A 20,550-nucleotide genomic window follows, 5' to 3' on the forward strand; every position below is an offset into this window, starting at 1 on the left:
AAGCAAACGCCATTCTGCAAACCCGTCTGGAGCGGAGTAGCGCTCGAAGATTACCCGAGGTCGGGCGTGACTTCGCTACTGTCCTTGGCGCGCCGCACGCTACCGTCGAACTGCGCGCCTTCGTCGATCGAGAGCGTCTGTTTGATGATGTCGCCCTCGACGCGGGACGTGGCATTGAGATTGACCGACGAGCCCTTCAGAGCACCGTTGACCTCGCCCTGGATGATGATCGTGCGCGCGGTGATCGTGCCGACCACGCTGCCCGTGTCGCCGACCGTCACCGACTCGCCGTGCACGTCGCCCTGAATGTGGCCTGCTATCAGCAGCGAACCCTTCGTCTTGATGACCAGCTGCTGCCCAGCGATGGTGATGTCCTGCCCGAGCACGGACGTCGGAGCGTCGATGGCAGGCGTCGAGTGATGCTGCGTCGTTCCGAAGAGCGGCGGCGTCGACGTTTTGATCGGTGAAATCGGCTGCGGCGTGATGGATTTGATCGGTTCGACGTTACGCGGATCAGGCGTCGATACGCGGTTGAACATTACTTACCCCCTAAGATGACATCGGTTATCGCCAGCCCCGCGAGGACCGTTACACCACCGCACTTTGAGCACATTATGACCAAGCGCAAAAGTTCTCCAGGCAAATACAGGCGCCTGATGAGAACTTATGCGCTGTTGGATGGCTACCGGAGCAAGCCCGATCTTGGCCGTTAACGAGGGTTCCAGAGATCGACGAAGGGCGCAACGACCCGCGTGCCACGACGGCCCTTGTAGACGTGAACGAACGGCGCATCGACGACGGTCCGCCGGCCACTTTCGACGTGCGCGAACGGCGCGTCGACAACCCGTCCGCGATAGTAGCGGCGATGATAGCGGCGCGATCGATATCCGACGTCATGCACGGAATTCGCTGTAGGCGAGACCGTTCTCATGGCAGCCGCGCCAGCGCCGGGTGCAGCCTGCGCATCGCCGAGTCCAGCGAAGCCCATCAGAGCGAATGCTGCTGCCGCGACCATCGCCGCCGGACTGAAAAAAGCCGTCATGAGAAGCTATCTCCGTTGCATATTGTAGGGCATTGAAAATAGGCAGGGATTTTGATGCGAGCAACCGCAGCTGCGCGGAATGCCGACTCGTGCGACACTTGTGCTGAGTGTCGAGCTAACCGATGACCCATTTCGAGCGGATTCGGGGACCTGCGGCAGGCAAATCAGGCTGATCTGCGCGCCTGCTTTGCCCGAACGGAATTGCGGACGAACGGGGAGAATGTGGATGGCATTGCGCTGGTTGGTGCGGGGTTGTGTGTTCGCATTGCTGAGCGGGGTCTCGGCCAGCGCTTGGGCTCAGGACGCATGTCCGAAAGCCGGAACGCTCGGCGTCTCGCGCACCGTTGAAATCGACACCACTGGCGGGCCGGGCTTCGGCATGGAGCACTACAAGGCCTACGACTTCCTTCAAGACAAGGAAGTCGTCCTGACGTTCGACGACGGTCCGCAGAAGTACGCTACCGAAGCCGTGTTGAAAGCCCTCGCCGACGAATGCGTGAAGGCGACGTTCTTCTCGATCGGCAAGATGGCGCTGGGATATCCGGAAATCATCCGCGAGGTTTCCAAGGCCGGGCACACCGTCGGAACGCACACCTGGAGCCATAAGGCCATCGCCAAGGCGAAGACGTTCGAGGAAGGCAGGGCCGAGATCGAGCGCGGTATCAGCGGCGTGCATCGCGCTATCGGCGGACCGATCGCGCCGTTTTTCCGCTTCCCGACGCTCGTCGATACCCCGGAAGCCGTCGCCTATCTCGGCAAGCGCAACATCGCGATGTTCTCGACCGACATCGATAGCAACGACTACCGGCCGCAGACCGTCGATCATCTTGCCAAGTCGGTTGTCGCGAAGCTCGAAAAGCGCGGCAAGGGCATCATCCTGATGCACGACATCCACAAGCGGACTGCGCAAGCGCTGCCGATCATCCTTGCACAGATCAAAGCCAAGGGCTTCAAGATCGTCCACCTGACGGCGAAGGCGCCGGTCGTCACGCTCGCCGAGTTCGACGAGACAATCGAAAAAGAAGCCAAGGGACTGCCGCAGGTCGGTGCCGAACGGCCGATGTCGAGCGTCGTCAAAACCGTCGGCGGCTCTGCGCCAAGCGATGCCGCTGCGAATGACGCCAGCGAGCCTGAGGGACTGCCCGCGCCTGCCGAGGAAAGCGCACACGCGCCCGCGACGCCGTTGCCTGCTTTCCCTTCGGCATCCACGCCAGCGGAAAAATCCGCTTCTCCGGAATCTTCGCCGCCAGCCGCATCGCCCGCAGCTCCCGGTAAGCAATCGTCCAACGAGCCGTCAGGCGCAGCATCGACCAGCGCGCAGCCCGCGCATGCGGCTCAACCGGTTGCTTCGTCGGACAGCACGTCGGCTCCGCCGCCGTCGATGACCACCGCCTCCGTCGTGCGGACCGTTTCGGGTAACGGCGAAGCAGAGCCTTCTGGGACGCCCGCCAAACCGGCGGCAAAGAGCGAACCGGCGGCACCGCACAAGTCGCTGGTGGAGCGCGCCAAGGAAACGTGGAAGCTCTGGTTCGGAGAATAGGAGCTGGCGAGCTATCGCAAGGCTCTATGACGCGACGAAAAAGAAATGGGTGGCAGAATATGCCACCCATTTCTTTTTGGCCGCCCTTAGGTCCCCCCGGACCTGCCGCAAGCCAAGCTCTTATTGGGCGTATGCGATGCAGCGAGAGATGAACTCGCGCATCGTGTTACGGCATGTGTGGGTGCTTCGCTCCCCCCAGTCGGTCCCCCGATCGACTGTCCCCACGGCCGGAAAGCTATGTCAGCAATCGCAGTTCTTCCACAGAAAAACGAATCACTCTCTGTGATTCGATATTGCTGTGGTGTTTTGGTTACAACAAAACGCCGCGCAAAATCGCGTTGTCATGTCGGCGTCGCAAATGAAAAGGGCCGCTTGTGACAGCGGCCCCGTGAGATCATTCGTCATGAAAGCGGAGTGCAATGTCCGCGCTCGTCGTATCAGGCGCACTCCGGGAGATTTCCGGATGCAAGTCTGAGCGACCACGACATCGACCGCCTCAAGATCCCACTCGACATCGGATCACCTCCTCTCGGTTGTTGCTGATAGAGAAAGACTCGCACTGTTCGCGCGTTTTGCAAAGAGGGACGAAGCGCTCAACTATTTCCCGCAGCTTGGATACGGCGCTTTTTCGCCAGGAACGACAGGACAGATGCGGAAGGGCACCATCTGTTTCAGCCGGGCTTTCCATTTGCTTTCATCGATCGTCAGATTCTCCGCATTCGCCGGAGCGCGCTCCGCCCACTGGATCGTGTAGACGGCTTCACGGGCCTTGATCGCGACCGTCAGCGCCGTTTCGCTATGCTTGTCCGGTTCGATCTTTCCGCAACTCGTCACCGCTACGAACGCGTCCTGCCCGTCGATCGTCGTCGGTCCGAACGGCTTGACTGAAAAGGTGTCGGGGCAAAGCTTCTGAATGCTGCTCGAGATGTTCGCGGCAATGAACTGCGCATTCTTGGTCGGATCTTTGTCGGTATCCTTGACGCCGGTGATGCTGATCATCTGCGTCCAGTTATCGGAATTCTCGCCCTTTAAAAGCGCGGGTCGAAAATACCGCGCGGCGTCGGCATCTTCTTTTTGGATCACAAACCCGTCCGGAAGCGTGAACCCGACCAGCTGTCCGAGCACGGGCGCGATGATCGTCGATGACGGAGTGTCGGCAATCGCCGCCGATCCGGCCAATCCGGAAAAGGCAGCGAGCAGGGCAGAGGCAAATCGCATTCGCATATTGCAAACCTTCGTTGTCGAGCGTCCGATAGAAGCGTGATGCGTCAAAAACATGGTCGATCGCAATGGCGACGGAATTCTCATCCGAGGCGGGTGACGACGAACACGGCGAGCAGCGCAAAGATCGCGAGGTCGGACCATAGCGCAAATCGCTCTTTGAAATTGCCTTGACGGATAATATGCCCGAGCCCCGCAAGCCCGTAATACAATCCGCCCACGATGGCGGCGGGAACGACCCACGACTCCTCGAAGAGGCTCGCAAGCCCAAGCGTTCCCATTGCCAGATTTCCGAATCCGACTTCGCGCACGATCGCGTGCGCCGCAGGAGCATCGATCTCGAAGATGGATTTTGCTGTGAATTCCGGCTTAAGCGTCTGCATCAGCCCCGCAGCGAGCAGGCGAACGCCGCAAGCCCAGAACACGAACCATTTTCCGACAAGCCACATGATGTCGGCACCGGTGGAATAGAACGCCTCAATGATGATGGACGCCGCCGGGAGCACAAGCAGGAGAAGAACGACGGAGACATAATACATATCTGCACCGCATCGATGGGTCGGGCGCTTCTCGCAGGATCGGCAATGAAGCCGGCTTTCAGTCATTCCTGGCCGAGACGTTAGCTTAGTCGCGAGTTCTTCGCATTTCCATGGCGCGCCCGAAGCCTGCGAGCAGCGTTCCGAGCGCGAACAGCGCAAGCACGATCCATTGCAGAATATCTTCGACGCCTTCCTTCTCGATCATGTAGTCGGCGATATCGGCATCGGAATTCTTATAATGCGCGATGCTCTGATCGCGAAGCGTTTCGGCTTCCTTGATCTTCTCCTCCGGCGCATTCGCCACTTGCAGGAGCGTGATCCTGTTGTCGTAGATCGCTTTGATCTGAACCTGCGCCGACTGCTGAGTGCTGAAGGCGGCGAGCCGCCATTCGATCTCGCGCTTCAGCGGATCGAGATAGAACATCTGCGTCGCGGTCGCGCCGAGCAGCAGGAGAATGCCGAACAATTCACCGAGCTGGTAAATCCTGAACCCCATCGCATTCCCCCCTGCGCCCGGCCCCTCAATTCCATCTCGGCTGAGCAATCAATATCGAAAGAAAGAATAGCCCGCCGAGAATTGCCGGTATTGCGACGACCGCAAGCACTGCCGCGCCCGCGGACGTTCGCCCTTGTGTCTTGAGAGCGTACCCGCCCCCGACGACAGCCGTCAGGCCGCCGAGCACCGCAAGCCAAAGCGCGATGTTGAACGACGACACCGACCCATCGCTGATGCCGGCGAAAAAGAAATAGAGAGCGATGAAAAGTGCGACGATGTCGACGGATAGGAATAGGCGGTACGCTGTCATGGCGGCGGACTTTATCTTCTCCGCCGCCGAAAGCAATTGCCGCCGGAAACCCTATTCGGTCGACCGGTCGGCCTCGACATAGAGCGCACTGCCCATTTGGCGGAACTTCTCGCTCATATCGGCCATGCCGACTTCCTTGTCGTTGAGCGTCGCCGCGTAGTCGCGCACGTCCTGCGTGATCTTCATCGAGCAGAACTTCGGCCCGCACATCGAGCAGAAATGCGCGACCTTGTGGGCGTCCTTCGGCAGCGTCTCGTCGTGGAACGCCGTCGCCGTATCGGGATCGAGCGACAGGTTGAACTGATCCTGCCAGCGGAAATCGAACCGCGCACGCGAGAGCGCGTCGTCGCGAAGCTGCGCCGCCGGATGCCCCTTCGCGAGATCGGCCGCATGCGCCGCGATCTTGTACGTGATGACGCCCGTCTTGACGTCGTCGCGGTTCGGCAGTCCGAGGTGCTCTTTCGGCGTCACGTAGCAGAGCATCGCCGTGCCGTACCAGCCGATCATCGCCGCGCCGATGCCGGACGTGATGTGATCGTATCCCGGTGCGATGTCCGTCGTCAGCGGTCCGAGCGTATAGAACGGCGCTTCTCCGCAGGCTTTGAGCTGCTTCTCCATGTTGACCTTGATCTTGTGCATCGGCACGTGGCCGGGCCCTTCGATCATCACCTGGCAACCTTTCGCCCAGGCGATCTTGGTCAGCTCTCCGAGTGTTTCGAGTTCCGCGAATTGCGCGCGGTCGTTGGCGTCCGCGATCGAGCCTGGACGCAATCCGTCGCCGAGCGAGAACGAAACGTCGTACTTGCGCATCAGATCGCAAATCTCGTCGAAGCGTTCGTAGAGGAAGCTTTCCTTGTGATGCGCGAGGCACCACTTCGCCATGATCGAGCCGCCGCGCGAAACGATGCCCGTCACGCGATTGGCCGTCAGCGGCACGAACGGCAGCCGCACGCCGGCATGGATCGTGAAGTAGTCGACGCCTTGCTCGCACTGCTCGATCAGCGTGTCGCGATAAAGCTCCCACGTCAGCTTGACCGGATCGCCGTCGCATTTTTCGAGCGCCTGATAGATCGGCACGGTCCCGATCGGCACGGGCGAATTGCGAATGATCCATTCGCGCGTCGTGTGAATGTTGCGGCCCGTCGAAAGATCCATGACGGTATCGGCGCCCCAGCGGATCGCCCACACCATCTTCTCGACTTCCTCCTCGACCGACGACGTGACGGCGGAGTTGCCGATGTTGGCGTTGATCTTCACGAGAAAGTTGCGGCCGATGATCATCGGCTCGAGTTCGCCGTGATTGATGTTCGCCGGAATGATGGCGCGGCCGCGTGCGATCTCATCGCGCACGAACTCCGGCGTGATGTGTGCGGGGATATCCGCGCCGAAACTTTCCCCGTCGCCGATCGCATCCTTCGCCCGCGCCAGAGCTTCGGCGCGCCCCAGGTTCTCGCGATGCGCGACGTAAATCATCTCCTTCGTGACGATCCCCGCCCGCGCATACTCAAATTGCGTGAGAGGATTGCCGCGCCCACTAAATTCCCCTCCCCCTTGCGGGGAGGGGTGAGGGGTGGGGGTGGGAGTCATTGCGCGCAGCGGCTGGAACACAGTCGGAAACACGCGCGCGGCGTGCGAGCCCGAAACGTTGCCGTTGTCCTCCGGCTTCACCGCGCGCCCGTCATATGCTTCGACGCCGCCGCGCTCTTGCACCCAAGCGTCGCGCACGCGCGGCAGGCCTGTCTCGACATCGATCGTCGCCGCTGCATCCGTATATGGCCCCGAGGCATCGTACACGCGGAACGGCGCTTCGCCGCTTGCCTCGCTGAGCACGATCTCGCGAAACGGAACGCGCAGATCCGGCGCATCGTCGGGCGACACATAGACTTTGCGCGAGCCCTGAACCGGCCCGGTCGTCACCTTCGGCGTTACGATCTCGGAAGCACGGGTGACTTTATTCATGACAATTGCTCCTCTCGACGCTTCCACCGGGGAAGCACGCGAACGATGACGTCACGCGGCGGCGCGCGCGATATGCGTCATCCGGAAAGGTGCGGAAGGGTGGCGTCGCGCCACCTGGTTTGCCCGTCCCTTCGCCGGCATGACCCGGATCAGGTTCTAAGGGTGCTCGCGCTCCTTACGCGATCTCAGCCGGACAACCGGCGCCCCTCGGAAACAGTTCGATTGTGGCTCGATTGAATTGCGATGGCAAGTCAGGCGAACGGCTTAGTCAACGCGAGCCAAAGAAATTCGGGAGAGGCCAAAATCCGTCGTCATGGCCGCGAAGGCGGCCATCTACGCTGGTTTCCGCTCGCACAAAGCCAGCGAGCCGCTCTCCGTCAAGCCGCCATCGCGTGCTTCGCGGCGCCGACCCAGCTTTTGATTTTCTCGATGTCCGGCGGACGGCCCTCGCGCAGCACGCGCCGCCCTGCCGACGTCGCGGCGAACTTCAGCACATGCGCCGAAAGCACGACCGGATCGGCCTCCGCGACCGCCTCCGCCGTGCGATATCCCGCGCCGACGAGAAGCTGCGCATGCGTGCCCCTGAGTCCCGGAATATCGATCACCATGCGCGCCTGATCCTGCCAGTCGGTCAACGTCTCGCTGTCGAAGCGCGAGTCGTCGAGGTCATCCGCTAGCTGCATCGCATCGCGTTCGAGAAAATCGCCGACGGTATGCACGCCGACCGCCGCAAAACGCTCCGCCATTTTCGGTCCGATGGATGGCGCTGCCTCGAGATCGTCGCTTTCGAACAGATAGGCGCGGCCTACCTCGGTTCGCTCTTCCGGCACACGAACAGGGATCGGACGCGGATGCGGCGTGCGCGCGACGGCTGCAAGACTATCGGACTGCACCGGCAAGGCGGGAGGACGCTCGGTAACCTCGGACGCGATGTGCGAGGACTTCGCGACCGCGAGTTCGAGCGCGGTCGTATCGTGCGCGGGCGCCGCTTCCTCCTGCGGCGCGATCGTAGGCGGCGTCTGCATCAGGGGGACGGCTGCGCCCGAAACGCGCGCAGCGCGCACTTCGTTTCGTTGCGCAAGCTGCGGCTCCAGAACTTCCTTGCGATGCAGATCGCGGATCGTCCGGTCGTCTTCCGACAAAGAATTCTCGACGCGGCCCGTCGTTTTCAATTCGTCGTAGATTGCCGCGACGAGCTTGCGGTCTTCCTCGTTCGAGAGGCGCTTCTCGATGAACTTGCGTGGGATCTGCGTCATCGCCAGGAACGTCTCGGCGGTGAGCGTGACCTCGGGCGCGGCGACGCCCGCTTCCGAGATCGCCGCATCGAGAACACGGCCATAGCCTTTCGCCGCGTACATCAACAGTTCGGCGACGATCGTGCGCGCGACATCGTCAAGCCCATCCTCGGGACGGACCGTGCCTTTGTGAATGTCGTAATGCGCGATCAGCTTCTCATAGTAACGATGCGAATATTCAGCGCCGTCGCACACAAACTCTTTCAGCCAGTTGGGACCTGTGGGCAGGAACGCGTCGACATCGGCAAACCGCTTTTCGCCGATCGCGCGCAGCGCATTGTAGGAACGATTGATGCTCCACTCGGTGGCGCGATGAATAGCGTTCTCGGCTTCCGTCTGTCCGGTGTGAAACGGCATGACGGGATCGGTGTAATAGTGGCTGAGCACGCCCGCCGCGTAAGCCGCATCCGGCCAATTGCCGGCTTGCAGTTCGCTGACCGTCCGCCGGTACCACTCGGCGGCCTTCTCCGGCGCGCCGCCCCAATAATTTTCGGAGACGTGCAAGACGTGATTCTTGAAATCCTTGAACGTGACGTCCGGAGCTTTCGAGCCTTCGAGAAAGCGCTCGACATGCTTCAGCATGACCCGTGACCACGCCTCTTTGTCCTTGCGCGGCATCGCGTCGAGACCGTCGAGCGCCAGTTTATGATGCGTGCCGTTGGCATGCGTGGCATAGACAATTCGAAAAAGCGCGGACATCTCTCGCCTCGGGGCTGGTCACGGTATCAGCCCGATGTCTACGCGAGTCGCGCGCCGTCCTCGATTGCAGCAGCGACACCAGAGCGGGTCATCAACGATTTTCGCTGCGCTGCCGCGCCTGTTTCTCGGCCGCAAGATCGATGATATCGGCGCTGAGCCCGCGATCCCGAGCGATCCGCCGCGCCAGATCCGCGTTCCGCCCGATACGTGTCACGTTCGTCGCGCGCGCCAGAGAGGCCTCCGAAAGCATGCGCGCCAGAACTTCCGGTGTCAGCCCGCAGGCACGACCGAGCGCCAAAGCTTCATCCCGCGCCACCGCATGCGCGGCTTCGACATAACCCATCAGCGCTGCGACCGCATGCGCGCTGCCGAGCGGTCCGGTGCGCTCAACGTGACCGAGAAGCGAAAGCACCTTGTCTGCGATTTCGACCGAGTCGGGATATCCGCCGAGCATGATCTTCGCCCGGCCTTCCGCCGCCGCGTCCGAACCGCCGATCAGGGCGGCATCGACGAGGGCCACGCCGCGTGTCCCGAGCAGCCCGAGGAGCGCTTGCAGTTCGCGAGGCGTGCGCGCGCCGATATCGACGATGACCGATCCCGGCTCCATCTCGGCGCCCATTCCCATCCGGTCCGGAGTGCCGACGAGAAGATTGCGCATCGCTTCGGTATCATCGACCGCAACGAGCACGAGAGAACATTCGAATGCAACGTCCGTCGGCGTCGAAGCAGGTTCAAGCCGCTGGCCGCGCGTCACGGCGGGAGAGCCCGGCAATCCGCCATAGAGCACGCGATAGCCGCACGCTGCGAGACGCGCCGCAATTGCCGGACCGTAGTCGTCGTTGCCGATGACTCCGACCGGAGTGTCGCCATAAGGTTGAGAGCTGGCCATCGTTCCTCCGGCTTTGGCGCGAGCTAGCGTCCTTCGCGCCACCATGCAAGCGCGATCAAGGCCAGCAACGCCGCGAGCGCTGCAAACCCGTTGAACATCGGCGTCAGCTTGACGCCGCGCGTCAGGTACGCCTGCCGGTCCTTGAGCCCGAGCCAGCCCGAGCCCGCCATGACCTTTGCCGACGACATCATCGAAATGCGCGGCACATCGATATCCGTTGCCGAACCGTTTGCCGTTCGCGTCCAGAAAACGCCGCCGCCCGTCGCGTCCGCGATCGGCTTCATCTTGCTGTCCGTCGCCGTCACTTCGCTCATCTCGCGCGGATCTTCGACGCCCGCGTTGGCGACGGCCGTCAGCTCGCCCGTCGAAGCCGGTGTCTCGGCTTTGTAAAGGCCGGGCAGTTTGACATCGATTGTCGAGCGCCAGACGCCGGGCTCAGCCTTCGCGCGCGTGAGCGTGACATCCGTCGTGTCGCCGCCCGGTCCGAGAATTTTTACCGGCGAGATCTCGTCATCCATCGATCGCCGTTCGACCGTCAGCTTGAGGCCACGAGCGGATGCGATCAGCCGCTCTTCCTCAAGGTCGGGTTCCTTCATGAGCCAGTGCGAAAGACGGCGCAGAAGATCGGTATGCGGCCCACCGCCATCGTACCCGCGCGCCCAAAGCCATGCCTGATCGGATGTCAGCAGCGCTACCCGGCCTTTGCCTTTGCGATCGAGAACGAGCAGAGGCTTGTCCTCCGCGCCGGTCATCACGATGCGGCCGCGCTCGCCGGTGACTTCGGCTTGGCGGAACCAGTGTCCCCAGGTCGGCTGCGGCGACGCATCCGCAACTTTCGCCGCGTTCCAGCCTGGCAGGCCTTGCGTCACAGGATGCTTCTGGCCTTCGGGCGTGATCTTGGCGCGGAACGGCATCTCCAGCACGCGCCCCGTCGGAGCCGCAGGCAGAACCGACGACAGTGGCGTGTGATAGATGCTGTAGGCGCTTGCGTAATCGTCACCCGCCGCGACCAGCAGCGCGCCGCCATGCTCATCCACGTAGCGCGCGATGTTGTCGTAGTAGAGCAATTGCAGAATGCCGCGATGCTCGTACCTGTCGAAGATGATCAGGTCGAATTCGTTGATCTTTTCTGAGAACAGCTCGCGCGTCGGGAACGCGATCAGCGACAGCTGATTGATCGGCGTTCCGTCCTGCTTTTCCGGTGGCCGCAAAATCGTGAAGTGGACGAGATCGACTGCCGCGTCGGACTTGAGAAGGTTCCGCCACGTCCGTTCGCCCGGATGAGGCTCACCCGACACGAGAAGCACGCGCAGGTTTTCGCGCACGCCTTCGGCCGCGACGACAGCGCGGTTGTTGGCGGTTGTCAGCTCGCCCGGCGTCGGCGCCAGCTCGATCTCGACGATGTTCGTTCCCGTGTGCGGGATCGGCATGTTGACCGTGACCTTGCGGCCGATTTCAGTGCGAACCGTTTCGTCGGGCTGGCCCTCGCGGCGAACTTTGAGCGTCACGGCTCCAGAGCCCGACGTCGGGGCTTTGCCGGTCTCGCGCACGGCGAGTTCGATCGGACGCGATTGCCCGACGAGACCGTAGCGCGGCGCTTCGATGATCTCGATCCGCCGGTCGAATTCATCCGGTTTGCCGGTCAACAGCGTATGCACGGGTGCGTCGAAACCAAGCGCCGCGGCCGATTTCGGCACATCATGCACTTGCCCGTCCGAGACGAAAACGACGCCTGCGATGCGGTCCGGCGCGGTATCGCTCAGCGCCGCGTTGAGATCGGCGAAAAGGTTCGTCCCTGGAGCCGTCTGCTCGCCGGGAACGCCACCGTTGACCCACTTGATCTTGAGGTTCGGGATCTTCGCGAATTTCGCTTCGATATCTCTGCGGATCGCCTCGAGCTGCTTCGTCCGGTCGGAAAGTTTCTGGCTCGGGCTTTCGTCGAGGACGACGATTGCGACGTTGTCGAGGCTCTCGCGCTGCTCTTCCTTCAGGATCGGATTGAGCAACGCGCCGATCAGCGCCGCAAGCGCCGCAAGCCGCAGCAGCGCGCCCCGCGACCGCCGGACGAGAAGCGCGATGACCAGTCCGATCGCCACCGCCGCCAGTGCGATCAGCACCAGATTGGGAACGAGCGGAGCGAATGTAATCGACCAGTTCAAACTCGTGTCCTTATTGGCCCAGCCGTTCGAGCAGCGCCGGCACGTGCACCTGATCGGCTTTGTAGTTGCCGGTCAGCGCGTGCATGACGATGTTGATACCGCCGCGGAACGCCATCTCGCGCTGCATCTCGCCGCCTGGGACGGTCGGGTAGATCGGACGCCCGCGATCGTCGAGCGCCCATGCCGCCGCCAGATCGTTCGACGTGATCATGATCGACGTCACGCCGTCGGAAACGCGCGCTTTGTGCGTATCGCCGTCGTTGTTCGGGATCGCCTCGACCCAAAGCTGCCCGCCATCCCAGCGGCCGGGAAACGATCGCAGCAGATAGAACGACTTCGTCACGACGTGATTTTCGGGAACGGGCTCGAGCGGCGGCACGTCGAGCTTGCTCAACAGCCGCTGCAATGCCGATCCGCCTTTGCCCGCGAGTGGCAACGTGCTGCTTCCGCCTTGCCCATAGTCGCGCGTATCGAAAATAATGAGCCCGCCTTCTTTCATATACGCGTCGATCTTGGCGATGACCGGATCGGGCAGCGCTTCGGCAGTGTCGAGAACGGGCCAATACAGAATGGGATAGAACGCGATCTCGTCCTTCCTGATGTCGACTGGCTTCGGCTCGCCCGGTTCGACGGCCGTGCGCGTTTGCAGAACGCGTCCCAATCCTTCCAGACCCGCGCGGCTCGTTTCGTCCGTCGTCCGGTCGCCGCTCACGACATAGCCGAGCGTGACTTTGCCCGTCGCCTCGATGACGGCTTTGTCGGCGGCCGAAAGGTTGCCCGGCCGCACGACCTGCGTCGTGTCCGTCTGAGGTCGCGGCGCAAACGAGTCGAGCTGCTGAATATCCGGCTGCCGGAAATCTTGCGGCGAAAAATCTTGCGCTCGGACATGGTCCGGCCAAGCTGCGAAGGAGAGGGCTCCCAAGGCGATCATCGCCGCCGTACCGGCGCGCGGACGCGAGCGGCGCGAAAACAGTCCGCCGATGCCGCCGGCCTGCAAAACGAGAACCGCGAGAATATCGGCGAACAGCAATCCGAGCGCGATGCCGAGCAGGGTCGGCTTCAGCGCCGTGCTCGCGCCGTTATCATAGGAGAGTCGCGTTACCGAGGCCGGAAGGCTCGGGAACGGCACCAGCGTGCTTTTCGGCGTCAGCACATTGAGCGCGCGCGGACTCGCAGGCTGTCCATAATAGCCGGGCGGATGCTCGATGCTCGGCACCGTTTTTTCAAGCTCGGAGGCTTTGAGCGGTTCTGCCGTCGGCGGCGGCGTGCGAAGCGCCCCGAGCCCGTCGAGCGTCCGGATCGGTGCGAGCACGTTGCTGTCGTTGGTCTCGGTTGCGCCTGCGTTTGCATTCGTCTCGGTCGCTGTACCGCTCTGCGCCGCGCCGATCGTACCCATGGTCGAGAGCCGTCGCAGCATGTCGACGAACAGTCCCGACATCGGCAGATTCGACCAATCGGAATTCGCCGTGACGTGGAACAGCACGAGACGTCCGTTGCCGCGTTTGGCGGCCGTGACGAGCGGCGTACCATCCTTGAGCCGTGCCCAGATCTCGATCTCCGGCGTCAGTTCGGCGGGATCCGCCAGCACCTGACGGTTGATCGTCACGTCCTTGGGAATGGTGAGCCCTGCGAACGGACTGTTTTCGTCAAATCCAGCGAGCGGCTGTGGCGTCGACCACGAGAGCGCGCCGCCGAGCGACCGCCCGCCGCTGCGAAGCACAACTGGCAACAAGTCATCGCCCGCTTTTTCGAGACGCGGCCCGGCGAAGCGCACGAGCAGACCGCCGCGCTTCACGAAATCGTCGACTTTCTTCGCCGCTTCGCCCGTCAGCGTGCCGATATCCGCGAGCATCAATACGGAAATGTTCTGCTTGAAAACGCTATCGAGGCCGTCGGACAGGTTCGCATTCTTGGCGATCGCGATATCCGCATACGGCTTAAGCGCCTTCTCGATGTAATAGAGCGGCGCCAGCAGCGGCTGCGCCTCCTCGCGGCTTTCACCCGACAAAAGCCCGACGCGATGCCACTGCGTCGCCGCATCGATCAAGCTGACCGATCCCGCCGACCGCTCGCTCGCGATCTCCAGCCGTGCCACCTGATTGCGCAATTCGAGCGGCAGTTCGAACACGACGGTCGTTGAACGCTCGCCCGCCGCGAGCTTGAACGGGGCTTCCCCAAGACGCTCGCTGCGCGCGGAATACGCATACACGCTGCCCGTCCGCGCCGGGCCGCCTGGCGACAGAACGGTCGCTTCGAGCTTTCCCTTCTCGCCGAGATGCGCAGCAAGGCCGAGCGCCTCGCGTCCCTGCGCCTCGTCCAGAACGGCGATCGTTCCATTGCCCGCGAGTTCGGTAAGCGTCTTTACAACTCCGGCGACGTCCGACTTGTGATCGATGCCGTCTTGCAGCCAGACGATGCTTGGATTTTTGACGCTCGCTTCAGCAAGCGCCTTCCTCAGAGCCTCGGCAGCCGCGCCACGATCCGGCGCGAAGGGTTCGGGCACCAGCGCCGCGGCCGTGCTCCGCGCTTCGGCCGGAGATTGAATCTTGAGCACGGGTAACCGCGTCGCCGCCGCCGTTCCCGCGACGATCACCGGACGGCCCTTGCTTTCCGCTTCGCCGATGATCCGATCGATCATCGCGACGCGTTCCGGCCACCGCGACGCCGCCGACCAGCCGTTGTCGACGAACAGCACCACGGGACCTTCGCCCGAGAGCGCCGCGTCGCGCGACGGATTGAGAATGGGCTCCGCCAGCGCCAGGATGACGAGCGTCGCCGCGATCAGCCGGATCAGCGTCAGCCACCACGGCGTTTTTTCTGCGGTCTTCTCATCGTTATCGAGCCCGACGAGAATGCGCGTCGGCGGAAATTGAACTTGTGTCGGGCGCGGCGGCACCGCGCGCAGCAGCCAATAGATGATCGGCAGCGTGATGAGCGCCGCCAACAGCCAGGGATTAAGAAATGCGAGCGGGCCGAAGCTCATGGCGCGCGCTCCATCGCATCCGAGCTTCCCGCCATCCACTTATAGCCGCTCGTCGAACCTTGAAGCCGCATCAGCAACGACAACAGCGGTTCCGACGCGGGGCGGTTGGTGTGATGCGTGAGGAACGACCACCCGAACCGCTTCGCCATCTCGGCAAGCTCGGCGCGATGCGCTTCGAAACGCGCGCGATATTTCGGACGCAGCGCTTCGACGCGATCCGCTACCCATCGCTCGCCCCCGGATGGGCTCAGGAATTCGGTGCGTCCATGATACGGCAGCGTTTCTTCGGCGGGATCGAGCACCTGCACCATATGTCCAGCAACGCCGTTGCCCGCGAAACCTTCGAGCCGTTCGCGGATGACGTCCGGCGGCGACAGGAAATCGCTGAACAGGATCAACCCCGAAAAGCGGCTGAGCGAAGCCTTCGGCGGCAGACCGGATTGCATCGCTTCGGAGCGGCTGTGGCTGGCGATCGTTTCGGCGATGCGCGTCGCAGCGTTGCGGCTTGCGGTTGGCGACATCTGCGCGAGCAGCGCCACGCGTTCCCCGCCGCGCACCAGAAGCTCGGCTGCGGCGAGCGTCAGCACCAGTACGCGGTCGCGCTTCGGGACCGGCGCGAAGTGGCTCTGGAAATTCATCGACGGCGAAATGTCCGGCCAGAGATGCAGCGTATGCGCCGCCTCCCACTCGCGCTCGCGGATATACAAGTGATCCGAACTCGCTGACCGCCGCCAATCGACGAGCGTCGCGTTTTCGCCCGCTTGATATTGCCGGAATTGCCAGAAGGTTTCGCCGGGCCCCGCGCGTCGCCGGCCGTGAATGCCCTGCGCAACGGTCGATGCGATGCGGTCCGCCTCCATCAGCAGTTCCGGCATGCGATCGACGAGATCGACCGCCTCACGCTCGAGCGCCAGAACCTGCCGGCTCTCGTTGCTGATGCCGGAACCATGCCCGCGGGCGTCCGCCATTCGTGATTACTCCACCGACGCTGCGAGGCGCGCGATGATGTGGTTGAGATCTTCGCCCTCGGCGCGCGCAGCAAACGTCAGCGCCATGCGGTGTTTCAGGATCGGTTCCGCGAGCGCGATGACGTCGTCCACGGATGGCGCGAGGCGTCCGTCGATCAAAGCCTTCGCACGAACCGCGAGCATCAAAGCCTGGCTGGCGCGCGGACCAGGACCCCAAGCGACGAAGCGATCGGTCTCCGCGTTCTCGCCGGTGCCGGGACGCGCCGAGCGCACGAGCTTCAGGATCGCTTCGACGACCTTGTCCGGAACCGGAATCTGGCGGACCAGCCGCTGCGTCGCCATCAGATCCTGCGCCGAGATCACAGCTTCGACCTTCGCAGAGTCGGTGCCGGTGGTCGCATACAGCATCCGCCGCTCGGCGTTGAGATCGGGATAGCCGACGTCGATTTGCAGAAGGAAACGGTCGAGCTGTGCTTCAGGCAGGGGATACGTGCCTTCCTGTTCCAGCGGGTTCTGCGTCGCGAGCACGTGGAACGGCGCGGGCGTGTCGTGACGCTGCCCGGCGACGGTGACGTGATGCTCCTGCATCGCCTGCAGCAGCGCCGACTGCGTCTTCGGCGAAGCGCGGTTGATTTCGTCCGCCATCAGCAGCTGAGTGAAGATCGGTCCTTTGATGAAGCGGAACGAGCGCCCGCGTCCCGCTTCGTCTTCGAGCACTTCCGAACCGATGATATCCGACGGCATGAGGTCGGGTGTGAACTGAATGCGCTTCGCTTCGAGCCCGAGCACTTTGCCAAGCGTTTCGACGAGTAGAGTCTTGGCGAGACCGGGCACGCCGATCAGCAGCGCATGCCCGCCCGACAAGATCGTGATCAGCGTCCGCTCGATGACCTGGTCCTGACCGAAGATCACCGCGGCCGCAGCCTTGTGCGCACGCTGCACGCGTTCAGCCGCCGCTTCGAGCCGTGGCACGATATCGGTGTGAGTCTCGACGACATTACTCATGGAATGAATGGCCTCGCTGGGCAGATCTCGTGCGGATTTCGCATACGGAAACAACGGGCCGAGCTTCGGCGTTCCCGGCAGCATCTTGAGCCTAGACGATCCCGCCCGGTCCTCCTAGGGTCAAGTGAATGTTACGTTAGGATAAGGTAGCAATTCGGCAGCCTTGAGCCGCGCGGCAGATATCGGATGAAACTCATGAGTTTGCCGCCATGACGGAGACGTTCGCTTCCCCGTCTCAGGGACTGGATGCATTGCTTCGCGCGGCGAAGGAAGGCGGCGAGGCGGGAGCGCGACCGGTCGACAAATGGAACCCGCCCTACTGCGGCAGCATCGGAATGAGCATTCGCCGTGACGGCGTTTGGCTTTACCAGGGCAGCCCGATCGGCCGCATCGCGCTGGTCAAGCTTTTCGCGAGCATTCTGAGAAAAGACGACGACGGCAAAACCTATCTCGTAACGCCGGCCGAGAAAATCGATGTCGATGTCGAGGACGCGCCGTTTCTTGCCGTCGAGTTGGCGGTGTCAGGTGAAGGACGCGATCGGGCGCTGACCTTCCGCACCAACGTCGACGATGTCGTGACGGTCGATGCCGCTCATCCGCTGCGCTTCCAAGTGAGCGAACCCGATAGCGGATTGAAGCCCTACGTGCTTGTGCGCGGCCGGCTCGAAGCCCTCTGCACGCGCGCCGTCTACATGGAACTCGTCTCGCTCGCCGAGGCGAACGACGATGACGGGGAAGCCGTCGGCGTATGGAGCGGCGGCGTCTGGTGGCCGCTCAGTGCCGGAGCCTGAAGCGCCGTCCTGCGCCGATAAACAAAATCCGCGACTGCCGGAGCAGGCGCGGATTTCGTAAACTCGTATCTCGCGTCGATCTGGCGATCAGACGGGACGAAGATTGTCGGCCGATGATTTGCCGCTACGGCGATCAGCCACGATTTCGAAGGAGATCTTCTGTCCTTCATTGAGACCGTTCAGCCCGGCGCGTTCGACTGCGCTGATGTGAACGAACACATCATTGCCGCCGCCATCCGGCTGGATGAAGCCGAAGCCCTTTTGGCTGTTGAACCATTTCACGGTTCCTGTCTGCATAAATAAAAATCCTTGTTCAACAAACATGCGCTCTGGCCCGGCGGATGCTGGGCAAGACGGTCGAGATTTTTTGGAAGTCCAGTTCAGGCGCGCACTTCGCAGCGAGGGCCAAGTCATCCAGCGAAGCTCGATCGCGCGCAGTATGGAAAAAAACACCTCCGGTTGCAAGCGAAGATACGGGGTATCCCGCAAACGGTCACAATTCCGGCACGCGGAACCGTCCGCCTGCCGGAAAAACAGCCATGTCCCTATAGCCTACGCTGGAAACTGGGAGCCTCAATCGCCCCCGGCGATTGACAATTGTTTTGCGAGCGCCGCTCCCGGAGTGAATTCTGGGCTGGTGCGCTTCAGCCAGTCCGCGACCTCTGCCAGACGGGCATTCGAGATATTTTCGCCAGCTTTAGCAACGCGGGTGACGAAAAACCCGTCGCCATTGCGCACCCCGATCCATTTGGCATCGTCTTCAGCCACATATTTCAGAAACGGCGATGGTCGTGCCGAATCGTCATTTCCAACGGCAAAAGCCGCTTCGGCTGTATTCCACGTCGCCTTCTGGCAATTGCCGTCCCAGCCGAGGAATTCGAGCGAGCCTTGCGCCGCGCCCGTTGCCTTGCCGAACAGCGCAACCTTGAAATCGTCGCCGAGCCAACGAACCGTCACGTGATTGCCGTCGCAAGTCTTGAGGTGAACCTTGTTGTCTTCGAACGCTTGCGGATTTGCCATCGCCGGCGACACGCTGAGCGCCGCCAGAACCATCGGTGCCGCCCACGAAATAACGCGCATATGATTTCTCCATCGCAGTGTTGCAGCCATGTTTGGCGCACCGCGCGCGATGATCAAGACGATCCAAGATAAAATGCTGAAATCTAACGTGAATGTGATTGCGCGTGCGCGCTCAACGGCATCCAGCGCGTTCTATTTTTCGGGAAAGTTTTGCAATGCCTTCCGTGAACCGCGCGGACTTCTTGCGCGTTGTCGCTAAATGCGCGGATGGATCGGCGGTCTTCACTCTGTCACCCTGACAGCCCGAAAAATACCGGTGGCAATTCGCTACCTGCTCACCGTTTGTGTGGTCCTCGCGGTGATGTGGGCGTGGACCCACACCGGTCACGACGCGCAACGCTATCCCTACCTGATCTTCCTCCCGGTAATTTTTGCATGCGGCGCGATATTCGATCGCGGCAACGGCTTTCTCGCCACCATTCTGAGCGCGACGATCGTCGATTATTTTATGCAGCGGCCGGTCGGCTCGTTGGCCGTTGCTGACGGCGACGATCTGATCGCGCTCGCGCTTTTCATCGCCGTCGGATTCTCCATGGCGTTCGTCGTGGAAGCCCTGCATGTCGGCCTGGTCGACCTGTCGATCGAGCATCAGCGCGTGCAGGCGGCAGTCCGCGATCGCGAGGTGTTGCTAGAGGAACTCTCGCATCGGACGCGCAACGATCTCGCAAACGTCATAACGCTTCTGAATATGCAAGCGCGTTCGGCGGACGGTGTTGCGCGCGAGGCAATGATCTCGGCAGCCGACCGGGTCCAGGCAATCGCCCGCGTCCACCGCCGCTTTCAGATCCATAACCATCGCGTCGTCGTCGATACCAAATCCTACATCGGCGAACTGTGTGACGATCTCAAACTATCGCGTTTGGCATCGCGCCCGATCGCCCTGCATTGCGAATCGGAAAGCCATTTGATCAGCATCGAGAAGGCGGTGCCTCTAGGATTGATCGTCAACGAATGCGTGACGAACGCGACCAAGCATGCCTTTCCCGACGAACGCCCCGGCACAATTTCTGTGCGCTTGATCCGCGTCGGCGATACGTACACGCTGACGATCACCGACAACGGCATCGGAACCAAGGCCCATGTCGCCCACGCCGGGACAGGAAGCCGGCTGATCCAGATGCTGGCGGCGCAGCTCGGAAGCACGATTGAGATCGAGCCACGCTCGCCCGGCACCGCTGTCATCGTCACGATTCCGGTTAAGTCGGCCAAATGAGAAACGCGGTCGTCCAACAATTTTACCGGTCGGCGATGACGTGCACAGTCCCTGTCATATCTGGATGGAAACGGCAGAAATATTTCGTTGTCCCGGCATGATCGAACCGCAGCCGCGCCGAGCGGCTTTCGGCAACCACGACATCCCACGAGCCGTCGTCGGCGGTTGCGGTGTGGTCGATGAAGTCGCCGTTCACCCACTCGATCGTATCGCCCTCCCGGATCGTGATCTCGGCGGGCGAGAAGGCGAGGCCGGTGATTTTGACTTTTACGACCTCGCCCGCAATCCCGAAGCGAGCGCTCATGATCTGCAGCGCCACGAGCAGGGCGGCGCACTGAAATGCGGTTCGCATCGGAGAGTT

Annotated in this window: 19 protein-coding genes and 1 riboswitch; of the genes, 3 read left to right on the forward strand and 16 right to left on the reverse strand. The window is 62.2% G+C overall.

The window, feature by feature from the left end:
* Positions 1 to 50: 50 nt before the first annotated feature.
* Positions 51 to 539, reverse strand: coding sequence for a polymer-forming cytoskeletal protein (locus HYPGJ_RS17275; protein ID WP_046848191.1), 489 nt, complete (start codon positions 537 to 539; stop codon positions 51 to 53).
* A gap of 170 nt (positions 540 to 709) precedes the next feature.
* The gene (locus HYPGJ_RS17280) at positions 710 to 1,042 is read right to left on the reverse strand and encodes a hypothetical protein (protein WP_046848192.1); all 333 of its coding nucleotides are present in this window, start codon (positions 1,040 to 1,042) and stop codon (positions 710 to 712) included.
* Positions 1,043 to 1,268: 226 nt separating this feature from the next.
* Between HYPGJ_RS17280 and HYPGJ_RS17285 the strand changes: the two genes are divergently transcribed.
* Positions 1,269 to 2,582 (forward strand): polysaccharide deacetylase family protein, encoded by a 1,314-nt coding sequence (locus tag HYPGJ_RS17285; protein ID WP_046848193.1) that lies wholly within the window; start codon positions 1,269 to 1,271, stop codon positions 2,580 to 2,582.
* Between the two features lie 597 nt (positions 2,583 to 3,179).
* Here the strand turns inward: HYPGJ_RS17285 and HYPGJ_RS17290 are convergent.
* The 11 genes from HYPGJ_RS17290 to HYPGJ_RS17340 form a co-directional block, all read right to left on the reverse strand.
* Entirely contained in the window at positions 3,180 to 3,800 is a 621-nt protein-coding gene (locus HYPGJ_RS17290; RefSeq protein WP_244466229.1) for a hypothetical protein, read from the reverse strand.
* Positions 3,801 to 3,886: 86 nt separating this feature from the next.
* The gene (locus tag HYPGJ_RS17295) at positions 3,887 to 4,342 is read right to left on the reverse strand and encodes a DUF6790 family protein (protein WP_046848194.1); all 456 of its coding nucleotides are present in this window, start codon (positions 4,340 to 4,342) and stop codon (positions 3,887 to 3,889) included.
* A gap of 85 nt (positions 4,343 to 4,427) precedes the next feature.
* Positions 4,428 to 4,838 carry a hypothetical protein gene (locus HYPGJ_RS17300; RefSeq protein ID WP_046848195.1) on the reverse strand — a complete coding sequence of 137 codons (411 nt, stop codon included), beginning with the start codon at positions 4,836 to 4,838 and terminating at the stop codon, positions 4,428 to 4,430.
* A gap of 25 nt (positions 4,839 to 4,863) precedes the next feature.
* Entirely contained in the window at positions 4,864 to 5,148 is a 285-nt protein-coding gene (locus HYPGJ_RS17305) for a hypothetical protein (RefSeq protein ID WP_046848196.1), read from the reverse strand.
* A 51-nt stretch (positions 5,149 to 5,199) separates the two neighbouring features.
* Complete coding sequence (gene thiC, locus HYPGJ_RS17310; RefSeq protein WP_046848197.1) at positions 5,200 to 7,107, reverse strand: phosphomethylpyrimidine synthase ThiC; 1,908 nt, start codon at positions 7,105 to 7,107, stop codon at positions 5,200 to 5,202.
* A 109-nt stretch (positions 7,108 to 7,216) separates the two neighbouring features.
* Positions 7,217 to 7,325: riboswitch (TPP riboswitch) on the reverse strand.
* 159 nt (positions 7,326 to 7,484) lie between these two features.
* Positions 7,485 to 9,101, reverse strand: a complete 1,617-nt coding sequence (locus HYPGJ_RS17315; protein ID WP_046848198.1) for a DUF4332 domain-containing protein — start codon at positions 9,099 to 9,101, stop codon at positions 7,485 to 7,487.
* Positions 9,102 to 9,192: 91 nt separating this feature from the next.
* Positions 9,193 to 9,990: an NAD(P)-binding domain-containing protein gene (locus tag HYPGJ_RS17320; RefSeq protein ID WP_046848521.1), complete on the reverse strand. Its 798-nt coding sequence runs from the start codon at positions 9,988 to 9,990 to the stop codon at positions 9,193 to 9,195.
* Positions 9,991 to 10,013: 23 nt separating this feature from the next.
* Complete coding sequence (locus HYPGJ_RS17325; protein ID WP_046848199.1) at positions 10,014 to 12,149, reverse strand: membrane protein; 2,136 nt, start codon at positions 12,147 to 12,149, stop codon at positions 10,014 to 10,016.
* A 10-nt stretch (positions 12,150 to 12,159) separates the two neighbouring features.
* Positions 12,160 to 15,132, reverse strand: coding sequence for a DUF4159 domain-containing protein (locus tag HYPGJ_RS17330; RefSeq protein ID WP_046848522.1), 2,973 nt, complete (start codon positions 15,130 to 15,132; stop codon positions 12,160 to 12,162).
* Positions 15,129 to 16,100, reverse strand: a complete 972-nt coding sequence (locus tag HYPGJ_RS17335) for a DUF58 domain-containing protein (protein ID WP_052750946.1) — start codon at positions 16,098 to 16,100, stop codon at positions 15,129 to 15,131. Before HYPGJ_RS17335 ends, HYPGJ_RS17330 begins: the two co-directional genes overlap by 4 nt.
* Positions 16,101 to 16,106: 6 nt before the next feature.
* Positions 16,107 to 17,105 (reverse strand): MoxR family ATPase, encoded by a 999-nt coding sequence (locus tag HYPGJ_RS17340; RefSeq protein WP_046848524.1) that lies wholly within the window; start codon positions 17,103 to 17,105, stop codon positions 16,107 to 16,109.
* Between the two features lie 209 nt (positions 17,106 to 17,314).
* Here HYPGJ_RS17340 and HYPGJ_RS17345 point away from each other — a divergent pair, with 209 nt between their 5' ends.
* Complete coding sequence (locus HYPGJ_RS17345) at positions 17,315 to 17,896, forward strand: DUF1285 domain-containing protein (protein WP_046848200.1); 582 nt, start codon at positions 17,315 to 17,317, stop codon at positions 17,894 to 17,896.
* 87 nt (positions 17,897 to 17,983) lie between these two features.
* On the opposite strand, the gene HYPGJ_RS17350 is transcribed toward HYPGJ_RS17345, so the two are convergent.
* Positions 17,984 to 18,193: a cold-shock protein gene (locus HYPGJ_RS17350; protein ID WP_013216331.1), complete on the reverse strand. Its 210-nt coding sequence runs from the start codon at positions 18,191 to 18,193 to the stop codon at positions 17,984 to 17,986.
* 276 nt (positions 18,194 to 18,469) lie between these two features.
* On the reverse strand, positions 18,470 to 18,976 hold the full coding sequence (locus tag HYPGJ_RS17355) for a hypothetical protein (protein WP_143440550.1): 507 nt from the start codon (positions 18,974 to 18,976) through the stop codon (positions 18,470 to 18,472).
* Positions 18,977 to 19,232: 256 nt separating this feature from the next.
* On the opposite strand from HYPGJ_RS17355, the gene HYPGJ_RS17360 reads away from it, so the two are divergent.
* Complete coding sequence (locus HYPGJ_RS17360; RefSeq protein ID WP_244466231.1) at positions 19,233 to 20,189, forward strand: DUF4118 domain-containing protein; 957 nt, start codon at positions 19,233 to 19,235, stop codon at positions 20,187 to 20,189.
* A gap of 22 nt (positions 20,190 to 20,211) precedes the next feature.
* Here the strand turns inward: HYPGJ_RS17360 and HYPGJ_RS17365 are convergent, their stop codons facing one another.
* Positions 20,212 to 20,541, reverse strand: a complete 330-nt coding sequence (locus HYPGJ_RS17365) for a cupredoxin domain-containing protein (RefSeq protein WP_046848203.1) — start codon at positions 20,539 to 20,541, stop codon at positions 20,212 to 20,214.
* Between the last annotated feature and the right edge of the window lie 9 nt (positions 20,542 to 20,550).

Source organism: Hyphomicrobium sp. GJ21 (assembly GCF_001006785.1).
Lineage (GTDB): Bacteria > Pseudomonadota > Alphaproteobacteria > Rhizobiales > Hyphomicrobiaceae > Hyphomicrobium_B.

Excerpts from the sequence above, each read along its gene's own strand:
- HYPGJ_RS17275 (WP_046848191.1), bottom strand. The coding sequence starts at position 539 with ATGTTCAACCGCGTATCGACGCCTGATCCGCGTAACGTCGAACCGATC.
- HYPGJ_RS17280 (WP_046848192.1), bottom strand. The coding sequence starts at position 1,042 with ATGACGGCTTTTTTCAGTCCGGCGGCGATGGTCGCGGCAGCAGCATTC.
- HYPGJ_RS17285 (WP_046848193.1), top strand. The coding sequence starts at position 1,269 with ATGGCATTGCGCTGGTTGGTGCGGGGTTGTGTGTTCGCATTGCTGAGC.
- HYPGJ_RS17290 (WP_244466229.1), bottom strand. The coding sequence starts at position 3,800 with ATGCGATTTGCCTCTGCCCTGCTCGCTGCCTTTTCCGGATTGGCCGGA.
- HYPGJ_RS17295 (WP_046848194.1), bottom strand. The coding sequence starts at position 4,342 with ATGTATTATGTCTCCGTCGTTCTTCTCCTGCTTGTGCTCCCGGCGGCG.
- HYPGJ_RS17300 (WP_046848195.1), bottom strand. The coding sequence starts at position 4,838 with ATGGGGTTCAGGATTTACCAGCTCGGTGAATTGTTCGGCATTCTCCTG.
- HYPGJ_RS17305 (WP_046848196.1), bottom strand. The coding sequence starts at position 5,148 with ATGACAGCGTACCGCCTATTCCTATCCGTCGACATCGTCGCACTTTTC.
- thiC (WP_046848197.1), bottom strand. The coding sequence starts at position 7,107 with ATGAATAAAGTCACCCGTGCTTCCGAGATCGTAACGCCGAAGGTGACG.
- HYPGJ_RS17315 (WP_046848198.1), bottom strand. The coding sequence starts at position 9,101 with ATGTCCGCGCTTTTTCGAATTGTCTATGCCACGCATGCCAACGGCACG.
- HYPGJ_RS17320 (WP_046848521.1), bottom strand. The coding sequence starts at position 9,990 with ATGGCCAGCTCTCAACCTTATGGCGACACTCCGGTCGGAGTCATCGGC.
- HYPGJ_RS17330 (WP_046848522.1), bottom strand. The coding sequence starts at position 15,132 with ATGAGCTTCGGCCCGCTCGCATTTCTTAATCCCTGGCTGTTGGCGGCG.
- HYPGJ_RS17335 (WP_052750946.1), bottom strand. The coding sequence starts at position 16,100 with ATGGCGGACGCCCGCGGGCATGGTTCCGGCATCAGCAACGAGAGCCGG.
- HYPGJ_RS17340 (WP_046848524.1), bottom strand. The coding sequence starts at position 17,105 with ATGAGTAATGTCGTCGAGACTCACACCGATATCGTGCCACGGCTCGAA.
- HYPGJ_RS17345 (WP_046848200.1), top strand. The coding sequence starts at position 17,315 with ATGACGGAGACGTTCGCTTCCCCGTCTCAGGGACTGGATGCATTGCTT.
- HYPGJ_RS17350 (WP_013216331.1), bottom strand. The coding sequence starts at position 18,193 with ATGCAGACAGGAACCGTGAAATGGTTCAACAGCCAAAAGGGCTTCGGC.
- HYPGJ_RS17355 (WP_143440550.1), bottom strand. The coding sequence starts at position 18,976 with ATGCGCGTTATTTCGTGGGCGGCACCGATGGTTCTGGCGGCGCTCAGC.
- HYPGJ_RS17365 (WP_046848203.1), bottom strand. The coding sequence starts at position 20,541 with ATGCGAACCGCATTTCAGTGCGCCGCCCTGCTCGTGGCGCTGCAGATC.